This is a genomic window from Priestia sp. SB1, assembly GCF_038898415.1.
Genome location: NZ_JBBJSS010000008.1, coordinates 199,954 through 214,658 on the forward strand (window position 1 = coordinate 199,954; position 14,705 = coordinate 214,658).

16 protein-coding genes are annotated in these 14,705 nt (G+C 38.4%); 4 read left to right on the forward strand and 12 right to left on the reverse strand.

Annotated features, from left to right (window positions below):
- Window positions 1-108: 108 nt before the first annotated feature.
- Window positions 109-1,494, reverse strand: a complete 1,386-nt coding sequence (locus WKH56_RS27165) for an amino acid permease (RefSeq protein WP_033578512.1) — start codon at window positions 1,492-1,494, stop codon at window positions 109-111.
- A 464-nt stretch (window positions 1,495-1,958) separates the two neighbouring features.
- Between WKH56_RS27165 and WKH56_RS27170 the strand changes: the two genes are divergently transcribed.
- Window positions 1,959-2,690, forward strand: coding sequence for a ZIP family metal transporter (locus WKH56_RS27170; RefSeq protein WP_310884313.1), 732 nt, complete (start codon window positions 1,959-1,961; stop codon window positions 2,688-2,690).
- Window positions 2,691-2,786: 96 nt separating this feature from the next.
- Here WKH56_RS27170 and WKH56_RS27175 read toward each other — a convergent pair whose 3' ends face one another.
- From WKH56_RS27175 to WKH56_RS27190, 4 genes are all read right to left on the reverse strand, one after another.
- Entirely contained in the window at window positions 2,787-3,011 is a 225-nt protein-coding gene (locus WKH56_RS27175; protein ID WP_028413940.1) for a hypothetical protein, read from the reverse strand.
- 147 nt (window positions 3,012-3,158) lie between these two features.
- Entirely contained in the window at window positions 3,159-4,745 is a 1,587-nt protein-coding gene (locus WKH56_RS27180; protein ID WP_274863566.1) for a type 1 glutamine amidotransferase family protein, read from the reverse strand.
- 181 nt (window positions 4,746-4,926) lie between these two features.
- Window positions 4,927-5,073: a hypothetical protein gene (locus WKH56_RS27185; RefSeq protein WP_155017158.1), complete on the reverse strand. Its 147-nt coding sequence runs from the start codon at window positions 5,071-5,073 to the stop codon at window positions 4,927-4,929.
- Between the two features lie 67 nt (window positions 5,074-5,140).
- The gene (locus WKH56_RS27190; protein ID WP_013082478.1) at window positions 5,141-5,281 is read right to left on the reverse strand and encodes a hypothetical protein; all 141 of its coding nucleotides are present in this window, start codon (window positions 5,279-5,281) and stop codon (window positions 5,141-5,143) included.
- Window positions 5,282-5,498: 217 nt separating this feature from the next.
- On the opposite strand from WKH56_RS27190, the gene WKH56_RS27195 reads away from it, so the two are divergent.
- Together WKH56_RS27195 and WKH56_RS27200 are read left to right on the forward strand one after the other, a co-directional pair.
- Window positions 5,499-7,172, forward strand: a complete 1,674-nt coding sequence (locus WKH56_RS27195) for a ribonuclease J (RefSeq protein ID WP_310884312.1) — start codon at window positions 5,499-5,501, stop codon at window positions 7,170-7,172.
- A 227-nt stretch (window positions 7,173-7,399) separates the two neighbouring features.
- On the forward strand, window positions 7,400-7,552 hold the full coding sequence (locus WKH56_RS27200) for a YpzG family protein (RefSeq protein WP_013056278.1): 153 nt from the start codon (window positions 7,400-7,402) through the stop codon (window positions 7,550-7,552).
- Between the two features lie 44 nt (window positions 7,553-7,596).
- On the opposite strand, the gene WKH56_RS27205 is transcribed toward WKH56_RS27200, so the two are convergent.
- The 3 genes from WKH56_RS27205 to WKH56_RS27215 all read right to left on the reverse strand — a co-directional run bounded on the left by WKH56_RS27205 (window position 7,597) and on the right by WKH56_RS27215 (window position 9,904).
- On the reverse strand, window positions 7,597-7,737 hold the full coding sequence (locus tag WKH56_RS27205; protein WP_168760514.1) for a hypothetical protein: 141 nt from the start codon (window positions 7,735-7,737) through the stop codon (window positions 7,597-7,599).
- A gap of 69 nt (window positions 7,738-7,806) precedes the next feature.
- Window positions 7,807-9,150 (reverse strand): amino acid permease, encoded by a 1,344-nt coding sequence (locus WKH56_RS27210; RefSeq protein WP_168760513.1) that lies wholly within the window; start codon window positions 9,148-9,150, stop codon window positions 7,807-7,809.
- A gap of 127 nt (window positions 9,151-9,277) precedes the next feature.
- Entirely contained in the window at window positions 9,278-9,904 is a 627-nt protein-coding gene (locus WKH56_RS27215) for a LysE family transporter (RefSeq protein ID WP_081213946.1), read from the reverse strand.
- A gap of 166 nt (window positions 9,905-10,070) precedes the next feature.
- Here WKH56_RS27215 and WKH56_RS27220 point away from each other — a divergent pair, with 166 nt between their 5' ends.
- On the forward strand, window positions 10,071-10,307 hold the full coding sequence (locus WKH56_RS27220; RefSeq protein ID WP_048018553.1) for a hypothetical protein: 237 nt from the start codon (window positions 10,071-10,073) through the stop codon (window positions 10,305-10,307).
- Between the two features lie 137 nt (window positions 10,308-10,444).
- Here WKH56_RS27220 and WKH56_RS27225 read toward each other — a convergent pair whose 3' ends face one another.
- From WKH56_RS27225 to WKH56_RS27240, 4 genes are all read right to left on the reverse strand, one after another.
- Window positions 10,445-11,293: an MBL fold metallo-hydrolase gene (locus WKH56_RS27225; RefSeq protein ID WP_310884311.1), complete on the reverse strand. Its 849-nt coding sequence runs from the start codon at window positions 11,291-11,293 to the stop codon at window positions 10,445-10,447.
- Window positions 11,294-11,445: 152 nt separating this feature from the next.
- The gene (locus tag WKH56_RS27230) at window positions 11,446-12,885 is read right to left on the reverse strand and encodes an aldehyde dehydrogenase family protein (protein WP_310884310.1); all 1,440 of its coding nucleotides are present in this window, start codon (window positions 12,883-12,885) and stop codon (window positions 11,446-11,448) included.
- A gap of 477 nt (window positions 12,886-13,362) precedes the next feature.
- Complete coding sequence (locus WKH56_RS27235) at window positions 13,363-13,653, reverse strand: putative quinol monooxygenase (protein WP_168760508.1); 291 nt, start codon at window positions 13,651-13,653, stop codon at window positions 13,363-13,365.
- Between the two features lie 196 nt (window positions 13,654-13,849).
- Entirely contained in the window at window positions 13,850-14,515 is a 666-nt protein-coding gene (locus WKH56_RS27240; RefSeq protein WP_048018549.1) for a type 1 glutamine amidotransferase domain-containing protein, read from the reverse strand.
- Window positions 14,516-14,705: the final 190 nt, after the last annotated feature.

A 14,705-nucleotide genomic window follows, 5' to 3' on the forward strand; every position in this document is an offset into this window, starting at 1 on the left:
ATTACTACACAATGACATTTTTTCTTATGTCTTTTATTTAAGCAAAACAAAAAAACGGCTTTTATCAGCCGTTTTTTTGTTTTGCTTTTCGATTATGAAAAAGCATATTTATTTCTTTATTTGACCGTTCTCTGTATCAGGTATCATACGTTTATTTATGCCGAATGCGTAAAAACTAATGACAACGAGAGCGAGGAAAATAACCCCTACAATAAGTGAAATACGCGTTTCATCATTAAACCACATGCCTACAAGCACCATTAGTAGAAAAGCAATGGTTACATAGTTCGTTACAGGCGCAAAAGGCATTTTGAAAGGATGACTATCCATTTCAGCACCTTTAGCTTTACGGAAACGAATTTGGCTGATAAGAATAATGAACCAAGGAATCATTCCAGGAAGCACGCTAGCACTGTATACATAAACAAATACATTAGGTGGAGCGATATAGTTCAAAATAACACCAATTACTAATCCAATCATAACAGCGAGCGTACTGTAAATTGGAACGCCGTTGCGAGAAATTTTTGTAAAGAATTTAGGTGCTTGACCGTTTACACCGAGCGTATAAAGCATGCGTCCTGCACTAAAGATTCCGCTATTACAGCCTGACATCGCTGCCGTAATGACTACAAAGTTAATGATACCTGCAGCTGCCGTAACACCAACTTTAGCAAATGTAGATACAAATGGACTTCCTAAAGAATCTAACTCATTCCAAGGATATACCGTCACGATGACGAAAATAGCTCCAATATAAAAAATTAAAATACGCCAGATGATGCTTTGAATCGCGCTTGTTAACGTTTTTTTAGGATCCTTTGCTTCACCAGCTGTAATCCCAATTAGCTCGACTCCTTGATAAGCTGCAATAACAAGAGATAGCGCGAAGAAAAAGCCTGACCATCCGCCTGCAAAGAAGCCTCCGTGTGCCCAAAGATTTGATAACCCAATTGCGTCTCCATCATTTCCAAATCCAAAGAAAATTAATCCAAGTCCCGCGATAATCATTAAAATAATTGTTACAATTTTAATCATCGCAAACCAAAATTCAAACTCTCCAAATGATTTCACTGAAACTAAGTTTGCTGTGCCTAAAATCAACATGGCGATAATACCAGGCACCCAAGCTGGTAAATGAGGGAACCAGTAATGCATATATGCTCCTACCGCTATAATTTCGGACATCCCTACGATTACAAATTGAAACCAGTTACTCCATGCAGCCATATAACCTGCTAATGGATGAATATATTTGTGGCCAAATGTAGCGAATGAACCTGTGCTTGGTTCCATGTACAGCATTTCGCCCATAGCACGCATAATAAAGAAAATAAACATTCCGCAAATTGCGTAAGCAAGCAATACCGATGGACCTGTCCATTGAATCGTACTTGCTGATCCCATAAATAATCCAACGCCAATTGTTCCACCAAGCGCGATCATTTGAATGTGACGAGATTCTAAGCCTCTTTTTAACTCTTTGTCTGCCATTCCATTTCCTCCTCCTAAACTTGTTATAGCTCTGTTAGGAAAGATACTTTTTGTGTCTGATGGAACAGCTGTCGTTTTTAAATCATTCCATTTTTACCTAGTACCTTTACAACTAAACTATTTTTTCTATTTTTAGCTATTCGACTGTATAATTACTTATTTTATAATAATGAATTTTCCTCAGAAATACAATTGTTTTTTTGAGAAAAACACTTAAGTAAACCATTTACCTCTGTCAAATCAGTCATCTTCGTAAAATAGTTTTTTATTTCAGTATAATTAAAATTTTATGAATATTAAAATAAATATAGTCTCAGCTTGGATGCTGGAACACTCTCTTTCTCAAGGATAACGAAATAAAACCATTACTTAATCGAATAAATTCCTTTTTTCTACTTTTACGTTTTTTCTTTCTTTTCTTAGGGAAAGTATCCATAGAAAATAGAGATGAGGAGGGATTTTTCATGTGGCAAGCTGCGATGTGGGGCGGAATTTCAGGATCAGCTGTCCTTCTTGGTGCTTTGGCAGCAGTTTTTTTGCCTATCGGCAAAAAGATAATTGGTTATATTATGGCTTTTGGGACGGGTGTATTAATTGGAGCATCTACCTATGAGCTGCTTGGAGACTCGGTTCATAGCGGCGGGTTAAAAGCTACTTCTCTTGGGTTCCTTGCGGGGGCTGTCGTTTTTACTTTTTTAGACTATCTAATTTCACGTCAAGGAGCGAATAAAAGAAAGAGGTCTATAAAACAAATGGCCGCGAATAGTTCTGGAATTGCTATATTTATAGGGACCGTAATGGATGCAATCCCAGAGTCCATTATGATTGGAGCTAGCTTAATTGAAAATGCAACCGTTAGCTGGCTTCTTGTTATCGCTATTTTTATAAGTAATATTCCCGAAGGACTGTCCAGTACGACCGGTCTAGTAAAAAGCGGATTCTCTAAGAGGAAAATTTTTTTACTATGGGCAGCTGTTTTGTTCATTTCAGCTTTTAGTTCATGGACAGGCTTTGTTTTTTTAGATCATGCATCTGAGACACTTATGGCTGCTATTGCTGCTTTTGCCGGCGGTGGTATTATTGCTATGGTAGGTTCTACAATGATGCCAGAGGCCTATGAAGAAGGAGGTTCTATTACAGGATTGATTGCTGCACTTGGATTACTTGCTTCATTGATACTGGATCATTTTTCTTAATCGTCTTCATACTACTTTTATCGTTTCCAAGTAGAAAACAGAAAGCCTTCTACTTGGAGATATTTATCTCAAGCACATTATGATAAATGTGTCTTCTTAATAAATAAAATCGTAGTTCTCTCTTATTTCCTGAGTAAAAGCTTTCCAATCCGTAGCTTCAAATTCCGCATCCCGTGCTTTTAACTCTTTTTCCATTCCTTGAATCTCTTGAACAGCTTCTATTGTTCTTTCACTTCCTGGCCCTACTCTCCAAATTAATTCTTTGTATTCTTTAATTTTATCCATTAGATAACCTGTCTCTAATTCTTTATATTTAGACATATTAGCTGACTCCTTTTACTTCATTCTTTCTTCTAAGATATCATATTTCTCCTTTATGGATAAGCCTCTCCTCTGACGTTTCTTTAACCTCAAAGATAGGAAATACAACAACAAAAAAGCAAGCACAAGTGCTTGCTTTCACTATTATTAAGGCAGTGGTTCAACTGCTACGTTCCCTACCGTTACAGCTTCTGTATATGCGTTCGTACTGCTTTGGCGTAAACGGAGATTAGCACTCCCCGCTGCACTCGGATTTAGTTGGACATTTACAACCTTTTCTCCATTTCCAGCTGCGTCCGTTGTAATTGAAAAATTGCTGCTGTATCCATAGGATGACGGCCAGCTTCCATCTGCGTTTTGGACTTTAGCAATTTGAGTTCCCGATCCGTTATATACACCTAGATTAAACGTGCTATACGCAGTGTTAGCTGAAAGCCCGCTTACCTTTACGCGTATTTGGAATACGCCGCTCGTTGGTAAAATGGCTTGATGTTCAAATGTGTAAGCACTAGCAGTTGGTGGTTGCGTAGTTCCACCTTTATAACCATATGAACCAGATGCAAAAGTTGACGTATCATACCATTTATACCCTGCTGTAGGTGCTGACCATGGTTCTGGCTGAGGCTCAGTGGACTGACTTGGCGTTTCCGACGAAAGTAATGCTGTAGCTTGATCCAATTGAAGTCCTGATACTTGATTCAAAGAAATATAGCTTTCTTGCTTCGCTAACCAATTGACCATATTTACAAGCAGTGTAGAATCGTCTTGTTCCTTAAATCCGTCATATGTGGTTTTAGAAGATCCTGTATCTTCTCGTTTATATTTTGGTGTAGCATCTTCAACCGGTGAAGAATCTCCTATAAAAGCAGCTTTACCTGCCCCTACTTTTGAAACAGCAGCAAAAGGACCTTCTGCTCTTCCCCCTCCGTTATACACTCCTTGATCTACAGCATTTGACCATTTTGCCGTTGTCTTAGGAAGATACACAATTCCTTTTGCTTTGTTTGGGTCCGTAATTGCAACCGTAGAACCTGCATGCATAGCAACGGTGGAAACACCTAGCGTAATACCGAACGCTTGAGAAGGAGATACAATATCATTGGCTGTCACATCACCAATGGCATTATAGCGAAAGCGAACACCAAAGTTACTTGCTAACCAGTCAGAACTTGTTACGTTTTGCATTGCCTCAGAGTTTGCTTCTTCCGTTGTCATACCTTTTGCTGGGTTTGTCCATGCTCCACGACGGTACCCGTTAAAAACTTCTGAAGAATCCCAGCGGTTTTTGTTTCGGTCTGCATTGTAATGATCAGCAATAAAGAAGACGCTTCCCCCGTTCTGAACATATTGTAAAAGGGCAGCTTGTTCAGAAGATTTATACGGAATATTTGCTTCTGGCACAACAAACACACTATAGCCGCTAAGGTCACTGTATGTAATCGGCGTAGATTTCCGCAGCTCTTTTACATCAAACCCGCTGCCAGCCAGCCCTTTCCCAAAATCAGAAAAACCTCCGTCAATAACCCAATCTGCTGTACCCGCCGTTTGACCATGGGTATTATCAAACAAGATTTTTTTACCATTGTTTTCATTTACAACAGAAGCTTTAATTTCTGGTGCAGGGTCAGCAGCGCTTTCTGCTGATGCTGGATGAGTAGTAAAAGGCAGTGAGATAGATAAAGCTGTACACATTGTCAAAACGGCATAACCTACGCGATTATATTTTTTCCGCATATAAAATGCTCCCCTCAAGTTTTTGCAACGCTTGTCTTTTCAAGAGGATTATAGCAGTTTCATTTATGATTTTTTTAAATTTATTGTAAATAATATATATTTTTTCAAAAAAGGTTCTTTATACCTTATATTTGTCGAGACATTCCCTTTTAAATATGCCCATGATTATATGTAAAATTTGTTAACGATAACGACTTGAATATTCGAGAATACTGCGCAGCATTTGACGTGTACTTTTTGATTCGTTCGCCCGTTCTTTATATTCAAGAGGACGACTAGGCGTTGACTTATTTTCTTCTTTATACTGAGAATTTTTGTGTTCTGACACGTTTTTCACTTCCCTATCTCTATTTTATTCAGAGCAGCTCAAAGCTGCTCTTTTGTCTGTCATTCTTTTACTTATTATGACGACTTACTTTTGCTTTTTGAAGCTCATCTGTATGAATATCGTTTGATAAAATACTTTTATTCACATTATCGACAGCTGCTGCACTGCTGCTGACTCCTTGGTTTTTGCTTTTATTTTGTTTACTCATTCCATCCACCTCCATGTGTAACGTCTATATTTTATGGAGTTATAAAAAGAAAATAAGAGGTAGTATTAGGAAAATGACCTTCTTTTCTTTTTACTTGCATCCCCATATCCAATAAAAAATAAAATTTCCATATTTAACAGAATGCACCAGAAATAAATGTTCATACTAAGAGTAGAAATTCTCTATATCCATTTTGAAAATATAGGAGGAAATAAGTGTGAGTACAAATAGAAACACACTATCCATTTTTGCTTTAGGCGGCATTAATGAAATAGGAAAAAATATGTATGCCGTTCAATATGATGATGAAATCATTGTAATTGACTGCGGCTCTAAATTTCCTGACGAAAGTTTATTAGGAATTGATTTGATTATACCTGATATTACATACTTGCAAGAGAATCAAGAAAAAGTTCGAGCACTGGTTGTGACGCATGGTCATGAAGATCATATTGGAGGTATTCCTTATCTTTTAAAACAGTTAAGCCTCCCCATTTATGCAACAAGCCTTACACTCGGATTAATCGACATTAAACTGCAGGAACATCAATTATCTGCAGAGACGGAGCTTATTGAAATCGACGAAGAGTCAGAAATTACATTAGGCAATATTCCGCTTTCTTTTTTCAAAACGAATCACAGCATTCCAGATTGTCTTGGAATTGTCTTTCATACGCCTGAAGGAGCTGTTGTGCATACCGGGGATTTTAAGTTTGATTTAACTCCTGTTAACGACCAATATCCAGATCTTCATAAAATGGCGAAAATCGGCAGTGAAGGTGTACTCGCTTTAATATCAGAAAGCACAAATGCGGAGCGCCCTGGATTTACGCCTTCAGAAAAGCTAGTTGGCAAACATGTAGAAGAGGCCTTTCGTAAAGCAAAGCGAAAAGTGATTATTTCTACTTTCGCCTCAAATGTTAACCGCGTACAGCAAATTGTAGATGCAGCGATTAAAACGAACAGAAAACTTGCGCTGCTAGGAAGAAGCATGGTTAACGTTGTATCAGTTGCGTTAGAGAAAGGGTATTTAACCATTCCTGAAGGGATGCTGATTGAACCTTATGAAGTACATTCACTTGCGCCTGAACAAGTCGCTATTCTCTGTACTGGAAGCCAAGGCGAGCCGATGGCCGCTTTATCTAGATTAGCCAGCGGAAATCATCGACAAGTAGAGATTGTTCCTGAAGACACGGTCATTTTATCAGCAGGGCCTATTCCTGGCAATGAACGTAATATCTCTCGTATTGTCGACAGTCTTTTCACACTCGGGGCTCATGTGATTTACGGTTCAGGAAGCGCAACAGGCATGCACGTATCAGGACATGGCTATCAAGAAGAGCTAAAATTAATGGCTACATTGATGAAGCCAAAGTATTTTATCCCCATTCACGGTGAGTTTCGAATGCTTCATCACCACAGCTTATTAGCAGAATCCGTAGGGGTGGAAAAAGCGAACATTTTTATTATAAATAACGGTGATATTGTCGACATCAAGGGCGGAACAGCTGTTCAAACAAGAAAAATCTCTGCAGGCAATGTATATGTAGATGGGTTTGGCATTGGGGATGTTGGAAATGCGGTTTTACGTGACCGCAAACAGCTTTCAGAAGATGGTATGCTGGTTATTGTGATTACTTTAAATAAAACGGAAGGAAAAATTGTGTCGGGTCCAGATACAATTTCGCGAGGCTTTGTTTATACAAGAGACTCAGAGCAGCTATTAAAAGACGTTAATCGACAAGTGACTAAAATTGTAAATCAATTGCAAAAAGCGCACGTTCACCAATGGAACATCATGAAAAAAGAAATTAAGACCACCCTTGGACAGTTCTTATATAACCAAACGAAAAGAAGACCTATGATTCTTCCCATCATTATTGAAGTTTGATTACTCAACTAAAAAACTGCCTTAGTCCCCACTAAGGCAGTTTTACTTTATAAATCCGAAGCTTAGTCCAAAGTTAGAAGTTGCCCTTTATAGTTTATGAATAGGCACTCCCTTTATATGTATGGTTAAAAGTGTTAGGTGTATTTCTTCTTTTTTACCCCATTCTATAAGAGAGATATTTCACCGTAAATATCTCGTGAAAGTATCCTATCCTTGAGGTGATTATGATGAATGATAAAAATCAAGTAGATCAGCATTCAGAACTATTCCGCCACAACTGGACGAGACCGAAGCGTTCAAAGTCCCAAGTAAATGGACATACAGAGATGTCTCAAACGAACATCATCTTGCGAAGTAATGCAAAAGCTCATCGTTGGTAAGGATACACTTCAACAAAAAAAAGACGCGAACGCGTCTTTTTTTGTTATTGGCCGTCTGCCCCGCTTTGAGTTATCTTGCGAATATGACCATCTTCATAATTATTTTCTCGTAGCGCTTTTGCTTTGTTATCTACTACTTGTTTTTGATCTACTTGTGAAGAAGGAGTCTGCTTGTTTTTTGGCATGATCATAACCACCTTTTATTTTGTAATTGTACAACGTGCATAGTGTCCCTCATAAAGATTAAATATATGTTAACTAGCGGCTTCTTCTTCTTTCCACTTATGGCGCAGTTTTAAAATAACAAGGCTTATAACAATTAAAAAGCATAAGCTTGCAAAGAAACCTGGTCTGCTTGCAGATTCTAACAGCGTACCGCTTACTGCTAGCAGGATTAATAAGAGGCCAACAGCTTGTTTTACTTTATCCCAAACGGTTTGTTTAATTAAGCGATGAAACGAAATTAAAATAAAAAACCAGTTATAAATCAGCATCAGTCCAGCTGCTGTTGTAATGTACTCATAAATTTTCCCGGGCAATAGCAAGGAAAGGACAATAGAAATAACTAATCCCGCTGTTGTTAAAAGTAAAGCCGGTAAAGGAAACTGCAGCTTTTTCTGTTTTTGTTTTGAAAACAATGCAGGAGCATCTCCATCTTCTGAAAGAGTGACAATCATTGTTGTTACGGAAAAAAAAGACGCTGACATCGTTGAGAAACCCGCAATAATCATTGCTCCATTAAAAACATGAGGAAAAAATGGAAGATGATATGTTTCTAAAGCCTTTATAAATGGACTTTGATTTCCATGGAAATCATGAAATGGCACAATTAAAATAGCTAAACTCAGTGAAACAATATAAATAATTCCAAGAAGAATAAGCATACTTCTTCCCGCTTTCGGTGCGTCTTCTTTTTTTTCTAAACGAACCGTCATGATTCCCATGACTTCGATGCCGCCGAAAGCATAAAAGGCATAAAGCAAAGCGCCCCATAAACCTAAAAATCCATGAGGAAATACTTCACTTATCGTTCGCGGCACTCCTTGTTTGGCACCTTCGTCAAGAAATCCAAATAAAGCGAGACTAGCTAATACAATAAACATTAAAATAGCAGCCACTTTTGTGACAGCAAATACATTTTCCATTCGTTCAAAGCCTTTTGTTCCTATTAATACAACAGCAATGCCTAAAACAGCATAAATAGAGGCAAAGACCCACAATGGAATACCATCAAACCAAAAACGTGTAAAAAGAGATAAAGCAGTGAGCTGACTCCCCATGATCAACATCTCTGAACTCCAGTATACCCATCCGCTGCTAAAGCCTGCCCATCTTCCATAAGCCTTTTTAGCATAGGAGCGAAACGAACCTTTTTGAGGATCTTGAGCACTCATTTTAGCAAGAGCGTCAAATACAATAAATGTACATACTGCTGCTAGTAAAAAAGCAATTAATACAGAGGGACCCGTGGCTTTTATTGCAATACTTGATCCTAAAAAATAGCCTGTGCCGATTATGCATCCTACTCCGATTAAAGACAGCTGCCACCATTTTAATTTCCCTTCAACCTGACTTCCGCAGCCTATTTTCTTTTTCATACTATCACTCCTTACACCTCGATGTAGTGTGTGATAGTTTGAAAAATTTATGCGCAAAAAGAGGCAGCTTTCTACTATTTTTCAGCAGATAGAAAACGCTTTAAATTCAATTCTGCTTTCTCTCCTTTTAAATAATGAATTGCTGTACAGCTTGACAGCCGAAATATATACCAAATCCTATTAGAGAAAGGCCGGATATAACGGAAACTGCAGTCAAAAACGTCGCTGCTAAATACCTGCGAAAAGTGCTTGCTAAAGCTGCCATAGCAATATCCCAGCATAAAATCCCTGTAAAAATAGCACAGCTGTATAAAATAAGCTGTTCTGTTTCGTATGTATTAGCTGTTTTGGCTAAAACAGAGCCATAAATACCGAGCCAAAAAAGAATAGTAAGCGGATTTGTTAATGAAATTAAAAAACCTGAAAAAAAGCACTTTACGATCGAATCTCCTTTTGCATTCCGATGCTGTGTAATTTTCCCTGCGCTCATTAACCCTTCAATACCGGTATAAATCAATACAAAGCATCCAAACGAAAAAAGAAACGTTTTCATAAAATCGCTGCTTAAAAAATGAACGGACCCAAAATAAACTACAAGCATATAAAGGGCGTCAACCGATGTTGCTCCTATCCCTAAGAACCAAGCATGTAAAAAGCCATTTTTGATTCCTTTATCAAGCTGAGCGGCGTTGATAGGACCGATTGGTGCGGCTAACGATAGCCCTAATAACATATAGCTGAAAAAAGCTCCCACATGCATCCCTCCCTGCTTCTGAGGTTTTATAAATTGAACTATGATAAATGTATGCAGCCTGCTTAGCTTGTACTACGTAATTTTTATTTTATTTCTAAATCCGTTTGTATACCTGCGAAAAACCAGCGCATGTTAACTGTAAATACTATACAGAAGGATGAGAGGCATGAATTCATACACTCATATTAAAGAAGCACTACAATTAGCTGAACAAGCTGTTTATCAAGGACAGATGGATTTGAATGGAGCTAATTTTCAAAATGCTCAAATGCATTTGAACATCGTTCAGCAGCAAATTAATGAACAAAAAGAAGCAACGTCTGGCGATAAAGAATTAAGACGAATAGAAGAGCATTTAAGACATTTACGCGAAGCCCATCAGGCTATTCAGCAAAATTTTTAATGAAAGTAAAAATAGCTCTTTTCTTACTTTTATAAAAAAACTAAAAAAGCTCTACGAACTCAGTGAGTTCGTAGAGCTTTTGATCTTCATCTGCAACTTTTAAGACCTGGGTAAAGATTAGAGTTATCCCTTTATTCTTATACATACTTTCCGTAATCCGGACGGGCAATTGTATCAAAATTTTCAACAAGCTTCAATAAATTAGTTGAAAGCCATTCTCCGGAAACCGGTTTTCCATGTCCGGTCACCGCCACAGACGGATGCAATGACTGAAGCACTTCAACTGATCTTTTGGCAGAGGCCCAGTCCGTAGTTAAATAACGAGGAGGACCGCTAATTTCCAATTCTTGCTCTAGTACATCCAGTAAATATTCTTGCTTAGTGGTAACAAAAGCATCCCCAGCGATAAGCGCAAGATCCTGCTTTCTAAAAAGAGAAATATGTCCTGGAGAATGACCAGGGGTGTGAATCCATTCCCATTCCGGCATATGAGGTACAGAGCCGTCGACTGGTAAAGCTTGCACATGAGAACCTAAATCAATGGCTTCCGTTGGAAATAGCGGAGAAAGCTTTGCTACAAGCCCGCCTTCGACTGTGCCATCTGGTGTGGGATAATTTTTTTTACCCGTCACATATGGAAGTTCAAGCGGATGTGCATATACCGGTATTTTCCACTTCTCCACTAATTCAATAATAGATCCAATATGATCAAAATGTGCATGTGTAAGAATAATTGCTTTTGGTTTTTTTTCTTTTCCAAACCTTTCCTCTGCCTCATTAATAATCATAGAAGCCGAGTTAGGCATGCCTGCATCAATAAGGACAAAGCGATCGTTCTTGGCTGGATTCCCTATAAAACATACGTTAACAATCTGTGTAGTATAGCTGTAGATATCCGGCGCCACTTCGACTCCTTTTCCACTGGCTATAGAGCTCATGGGAATGAAACTTTCCGTTGATGAACTTCCGTGCATCTCTCTATTCAATTTATTATTCCCTCCTTTAACGTGTCACTTCATATGCGTGATACACGTTTATGCTATCCACCTTTGCTTTCGTTATTCTTTTTTTAACTGGCTCTCTTTTATGTACCCATAAAAAAAGAAAGGAGAAAAACTCCTTTCTTTTTTTACATCAATTATACTTTTGCCGGAACTTTAACGCCCATGATCGCTTTTGGCTCTAGATATTCTTCAATACCAAATGCTCCCCACTCGCGTCCAATACCAGATTGTTTGAATCCACCGAATGGTGCAGCTCTGTCTTGCTCAGCATCGTTGACGATGATTTGACCAGCTCTAATATTTTTAGCAACATAGTCAAGTGTTTCTTGGTCTTTTCCGACCGCATAGCCTGCAAGTCCATAGACTGTATCATTTGCGATTTCAAGAGCTTGCTCTAGATCATCATACGTGATAATAGTAGTTACAGGTCCAAAGATTTCTTCTTGTGCAATAACCATATCATTTGAAACGTCAGTAAAGACTGTCGGTTTAACAAAGTATCCTGTTTCTAAGCCGTCTGGTTTGCCCGTTCCGCCAGTAAGAAGCTTTGCACCTTCATCCATTCCTTTTTTAATATAATCCTGTACGCGATCCCACTGTTTTTCCGCTACGAGCGGTCCAGTTACGTTGTCTTTATTTAACGGATCGCCAACTGGGAATGATGGTAGAACCTTCTTCACTGCTTCTTCAAATTTTTCTTTCATAGAGGCAGGAATGATAATGCGCGTTGCTGCCGTACATACTTGTCCTGTATTCATTGCAATGTGTGAAACTGCTATTTTAGCCGCTTCTTCTACATCCGCATCCTCTAATACAACTAGCGGTGATTTCCCGCCTAGTTCAAGAGCTACTTTTTTGATTGTTTTAGCCGCGTTTTGCATAATTTTCTCGCCTACAGCACCTGACCCCGTAAATGATACAAAATCAATGTCCGGGTGAGAACTAATACCGTCACCGATTGTGCTTCCCGTTCCGTTTACAAGGTTAAAGGCACCTTTTGGTACACCAGCTTCATCAATGATTTCTGCTAATATTATCGCTGCATACGGTGTAAGTTCTGATGGTTTTAATACCATTGGACTTCCTGCTGCGATAGCTCCTGCAATTTTAGTAGACGTTTGATTTGTTGGGAAGTTCCATGGTGTAATAAGTCCGCTTACTCCAATAGACTCTTTTACGACCTTGTAGCTTCCATGATCTTTTTCAAATGTATAATCTTCAAGCGCATTAGCTGCTTCTTTAAAGTGGCTAAGTCCCATTTCATAGTGCACTTCTTCTGAAATTTTTAAAGGAGCGCCAAGCTCTTCAGTCATGACTTCAATAAGCTCTTGTTTACGCTTTTCATACCCTTTTGCAATATTGCGAAGCATTTTAATTCGCTCTTCTTTTGTTGTTCTTGAAAATGTGGGAAGCGCTGCTTTAGCTGCTGCCACGGCTTTATCTAAATCTTCTTTTGTACCTAAGCTAATTTTACCAATTGATTTTTCAGTAGCAGGATTGATCACATCTGACGTTTCGTTTCCTGTTGATTCAACCCATTCTCCGTTAATAAAGTGTTTTAAATTTGTACGCATTGATTTGATCTCTCCTTTTAGTTTGTTACTTTTAGTTTGTTAATTGTTGAACTATGTCATCTAGTTTTTATCTACCCGCCTGTCTGCTTCTCAAACACCGCTTCTATTATTTTTTGTTTCTTTCACTGCCTTATCCCTTTTCCAATCGGCTTTTCGCAGCTGAAATGATTTTTCCCCTGAAGCTTTTTAGTTCTTTATAACAAACAGAGATGGAGTCATAGCGAAATCAATCCCATCTAAAGGTGAACAAATCGGATAAAGGAGCTAGTATGGATTATTTACGATACCGCTGTGGATTTCCGTGCAAGGAGGTCGATGAGCCTCCTCGCTTACTCTACTGCTTGGTCTCACTAAATGAAACTCAGATTCACCATAACCACAAAAAGATCCGAACGAGTTTGATTCTCCATCAAGAATCTTGATTCCTCGTTCGGACCTTCCTTCAACTAAAACACTTTTGCTCCAGCCTCTTTTGTATTAACTTACTTCTTGTAAACGATGTACCGCTCTGCTTTCAATTAACGGTTCTGTTTGCTGTCTGTATTGTTGATAGTGAGGTGTTTCAATGTGAGCTTCAACATCTTCTTTGCTTTTCCATTTCTCATAAAAAACAAATGTGCCTGCTTTGTCTGTATCCTGGTGGAGAGTGTATTGAATACATCCTTTTTCTTCTCTTGATGGTTCAATAACTTTTACTAACTCTGATCGAAGCTCTTCTTCTTTTCCTGGCTTGGCTTGTAAAATGGCGTTAATAATAATTTCTGACATCGTTTTTCCTCATTTCTTTAAAAATATTCTCCATAAAAAGCTTCCCTCTTTTTGTATTTATTACACTGACCATCATATTTTTTGTATGATGATGGATCTCTCTAGTCCAAAACAGCAAAACATACACATTATCTACGGCGGTCTTTGTTGATGCTGTTAATAAAAAAGCCTGTAGTCCTACAGGCTTTTTTACATCTTAGTTTAATAATTGTTTCACGACTGCTTTTGCTACACTGATTGTTGACTGAGGATTTTGACCTGTTATTAGGTTGCCATCTGCTTGTATATTATCTGTCCAGTTTGGAGCAGTTACTACATTTGCACCAAGTTCACGCAGACGTGTTTCCAAAAGAAACGGCATGAAGCGGTCTAATGTTGTTTCACGTTCTTCATCATCTGTAAACGCAGCAACATCTTTTCCTTCCACCAACGGCTTTTCATCTGATAATGTAACACCTACTAAGCCTGCCGGTCCGTGGCATACAGCGGCTACTACTTTGTCTCCCTCATATAGTTCACGAATTAAAGCATGAAGCGTTTGATTATCTGGCAGATCAAACATTGTGCCATGACCGCCTGGTAAGAAGACAGCATCAAATTTAGCACTGTCTGTAATTGTATCAAGTTTTAGGGTATTCTCTAGATGCTTAGCTGTATTTAAGATTTCTTGAGAAGTCTCTCCTTCAAGGCTGCGAGCATCCACCGGCGCTTTTCCTCCTAGAGGACTTGCTACAGTAATGGTAAATCCAGCTTTTTCGAACTCTACGTACGCTTCACCAAATTCTGAAAGCCAAAGGCCTGTTGGATGATTTTCTTTCATTTTGTCAGCCGTTGTTACGACCATTAATATATGTTTAGACATAGTAACGTCCTCCTGTAAATAAAGATAGTATTTTCTGTTTCCGCCTTACACACCATATTGTAAGAGAGGAATTACTATAATACAAATTAGAAAATATCTGCTTATCCATAAATATTTTTATAGATAATGTAGACGCCTTTGTTAATGAAGCATTTGCGAAAAAAACAACCGTACAACACCTAAACTTATT

Bases quoted from the DNA above. Each gene is read 5' to 3' on its own strand.
- WKH56_RS27165 (WP_033578512.1), bottom strand. From the start codon at position 1,494: ATGGCAGACAAAGAGTTAAAAAGAGGCTTAGAATCTCGTCACATTCAA.
- WKH56_RS27170 (WP_310884313.1), top strand. From the start codon at position 1,959: ATGTGGCAAGCTGCGATGTGGGGCGGAATTTCAGGATCAGCTGTCCTT.
- WKH56_RS27175 (WP_028413940.1), bottom strand. From the start codon at position 3,011: ATGTCTAAATATAAAGAATTAGAGACAGGTTATCTAATGGATAAAATT.
- WKH56_RS27180 (WP_274863566.1), bottom strand. From the start codon at position 4,745: ATGCGGAAAAAATATAATCGCGTAGGTTATGCCGTTTTGACAATGTGT.
- WKH56_RS27190 (WP_013082478.1), bottom strand. From the start codon at position 5,281: ATGAGTAAACAAAATAAAAGCAAAAACCAAGGAGTCAGCAGCAGTGCA.
- WKH56_RS27200 (WP_013056278.1), top strand. From the start codon at position 7,400: ATGAATGATAAAAATCAAGTAGATCAGCATTCAGAACTATTCCGCCAC.
- WKH56_RS27205 (WP_168760514.1), bottom strand. From the start codon at position 7,737: ATGCCAAAAAACAAGCAGACTCCTTCTTCACAAGTAGATCAAAAACAA.
- WKH56_RS27210 (WP_168760513.1), bottom strand. From the start codon at position 9,150: ATGAAAAAGAAAATAGGCTGCGGAAGTCAGGTTGAAGGGAAATTAAAA.
- WKH56_RS27220 (WP_048018553.1), top strand. From the start codon at position 10,071: ATGAATTCATACACTCATATTAAAGAAGCACTACAATTAGCTGAACAA.
- WKH56_RS27230 (WP_310884310.1), bottom strand. From the start codon at position 12,885: ATGCGTACAAATTTAAAACACTTTATTAACGGAGAATGGGTTGAATCA.
- WKH56_RS27235 (WP_168760508.1), bottom strand. From the start codon at position 13,653: ATGTCAGAAATTATTATTAACGCCATTTTACAAGCCAAGCCAGGAAAA.
- WKH56_RS27240 (WP_048018549.1), bottom strand. From the start codon at position 14,515: ATGTCTAAACATATATTAATGGTCGTAACAACGGCTGACAAAATGAAA.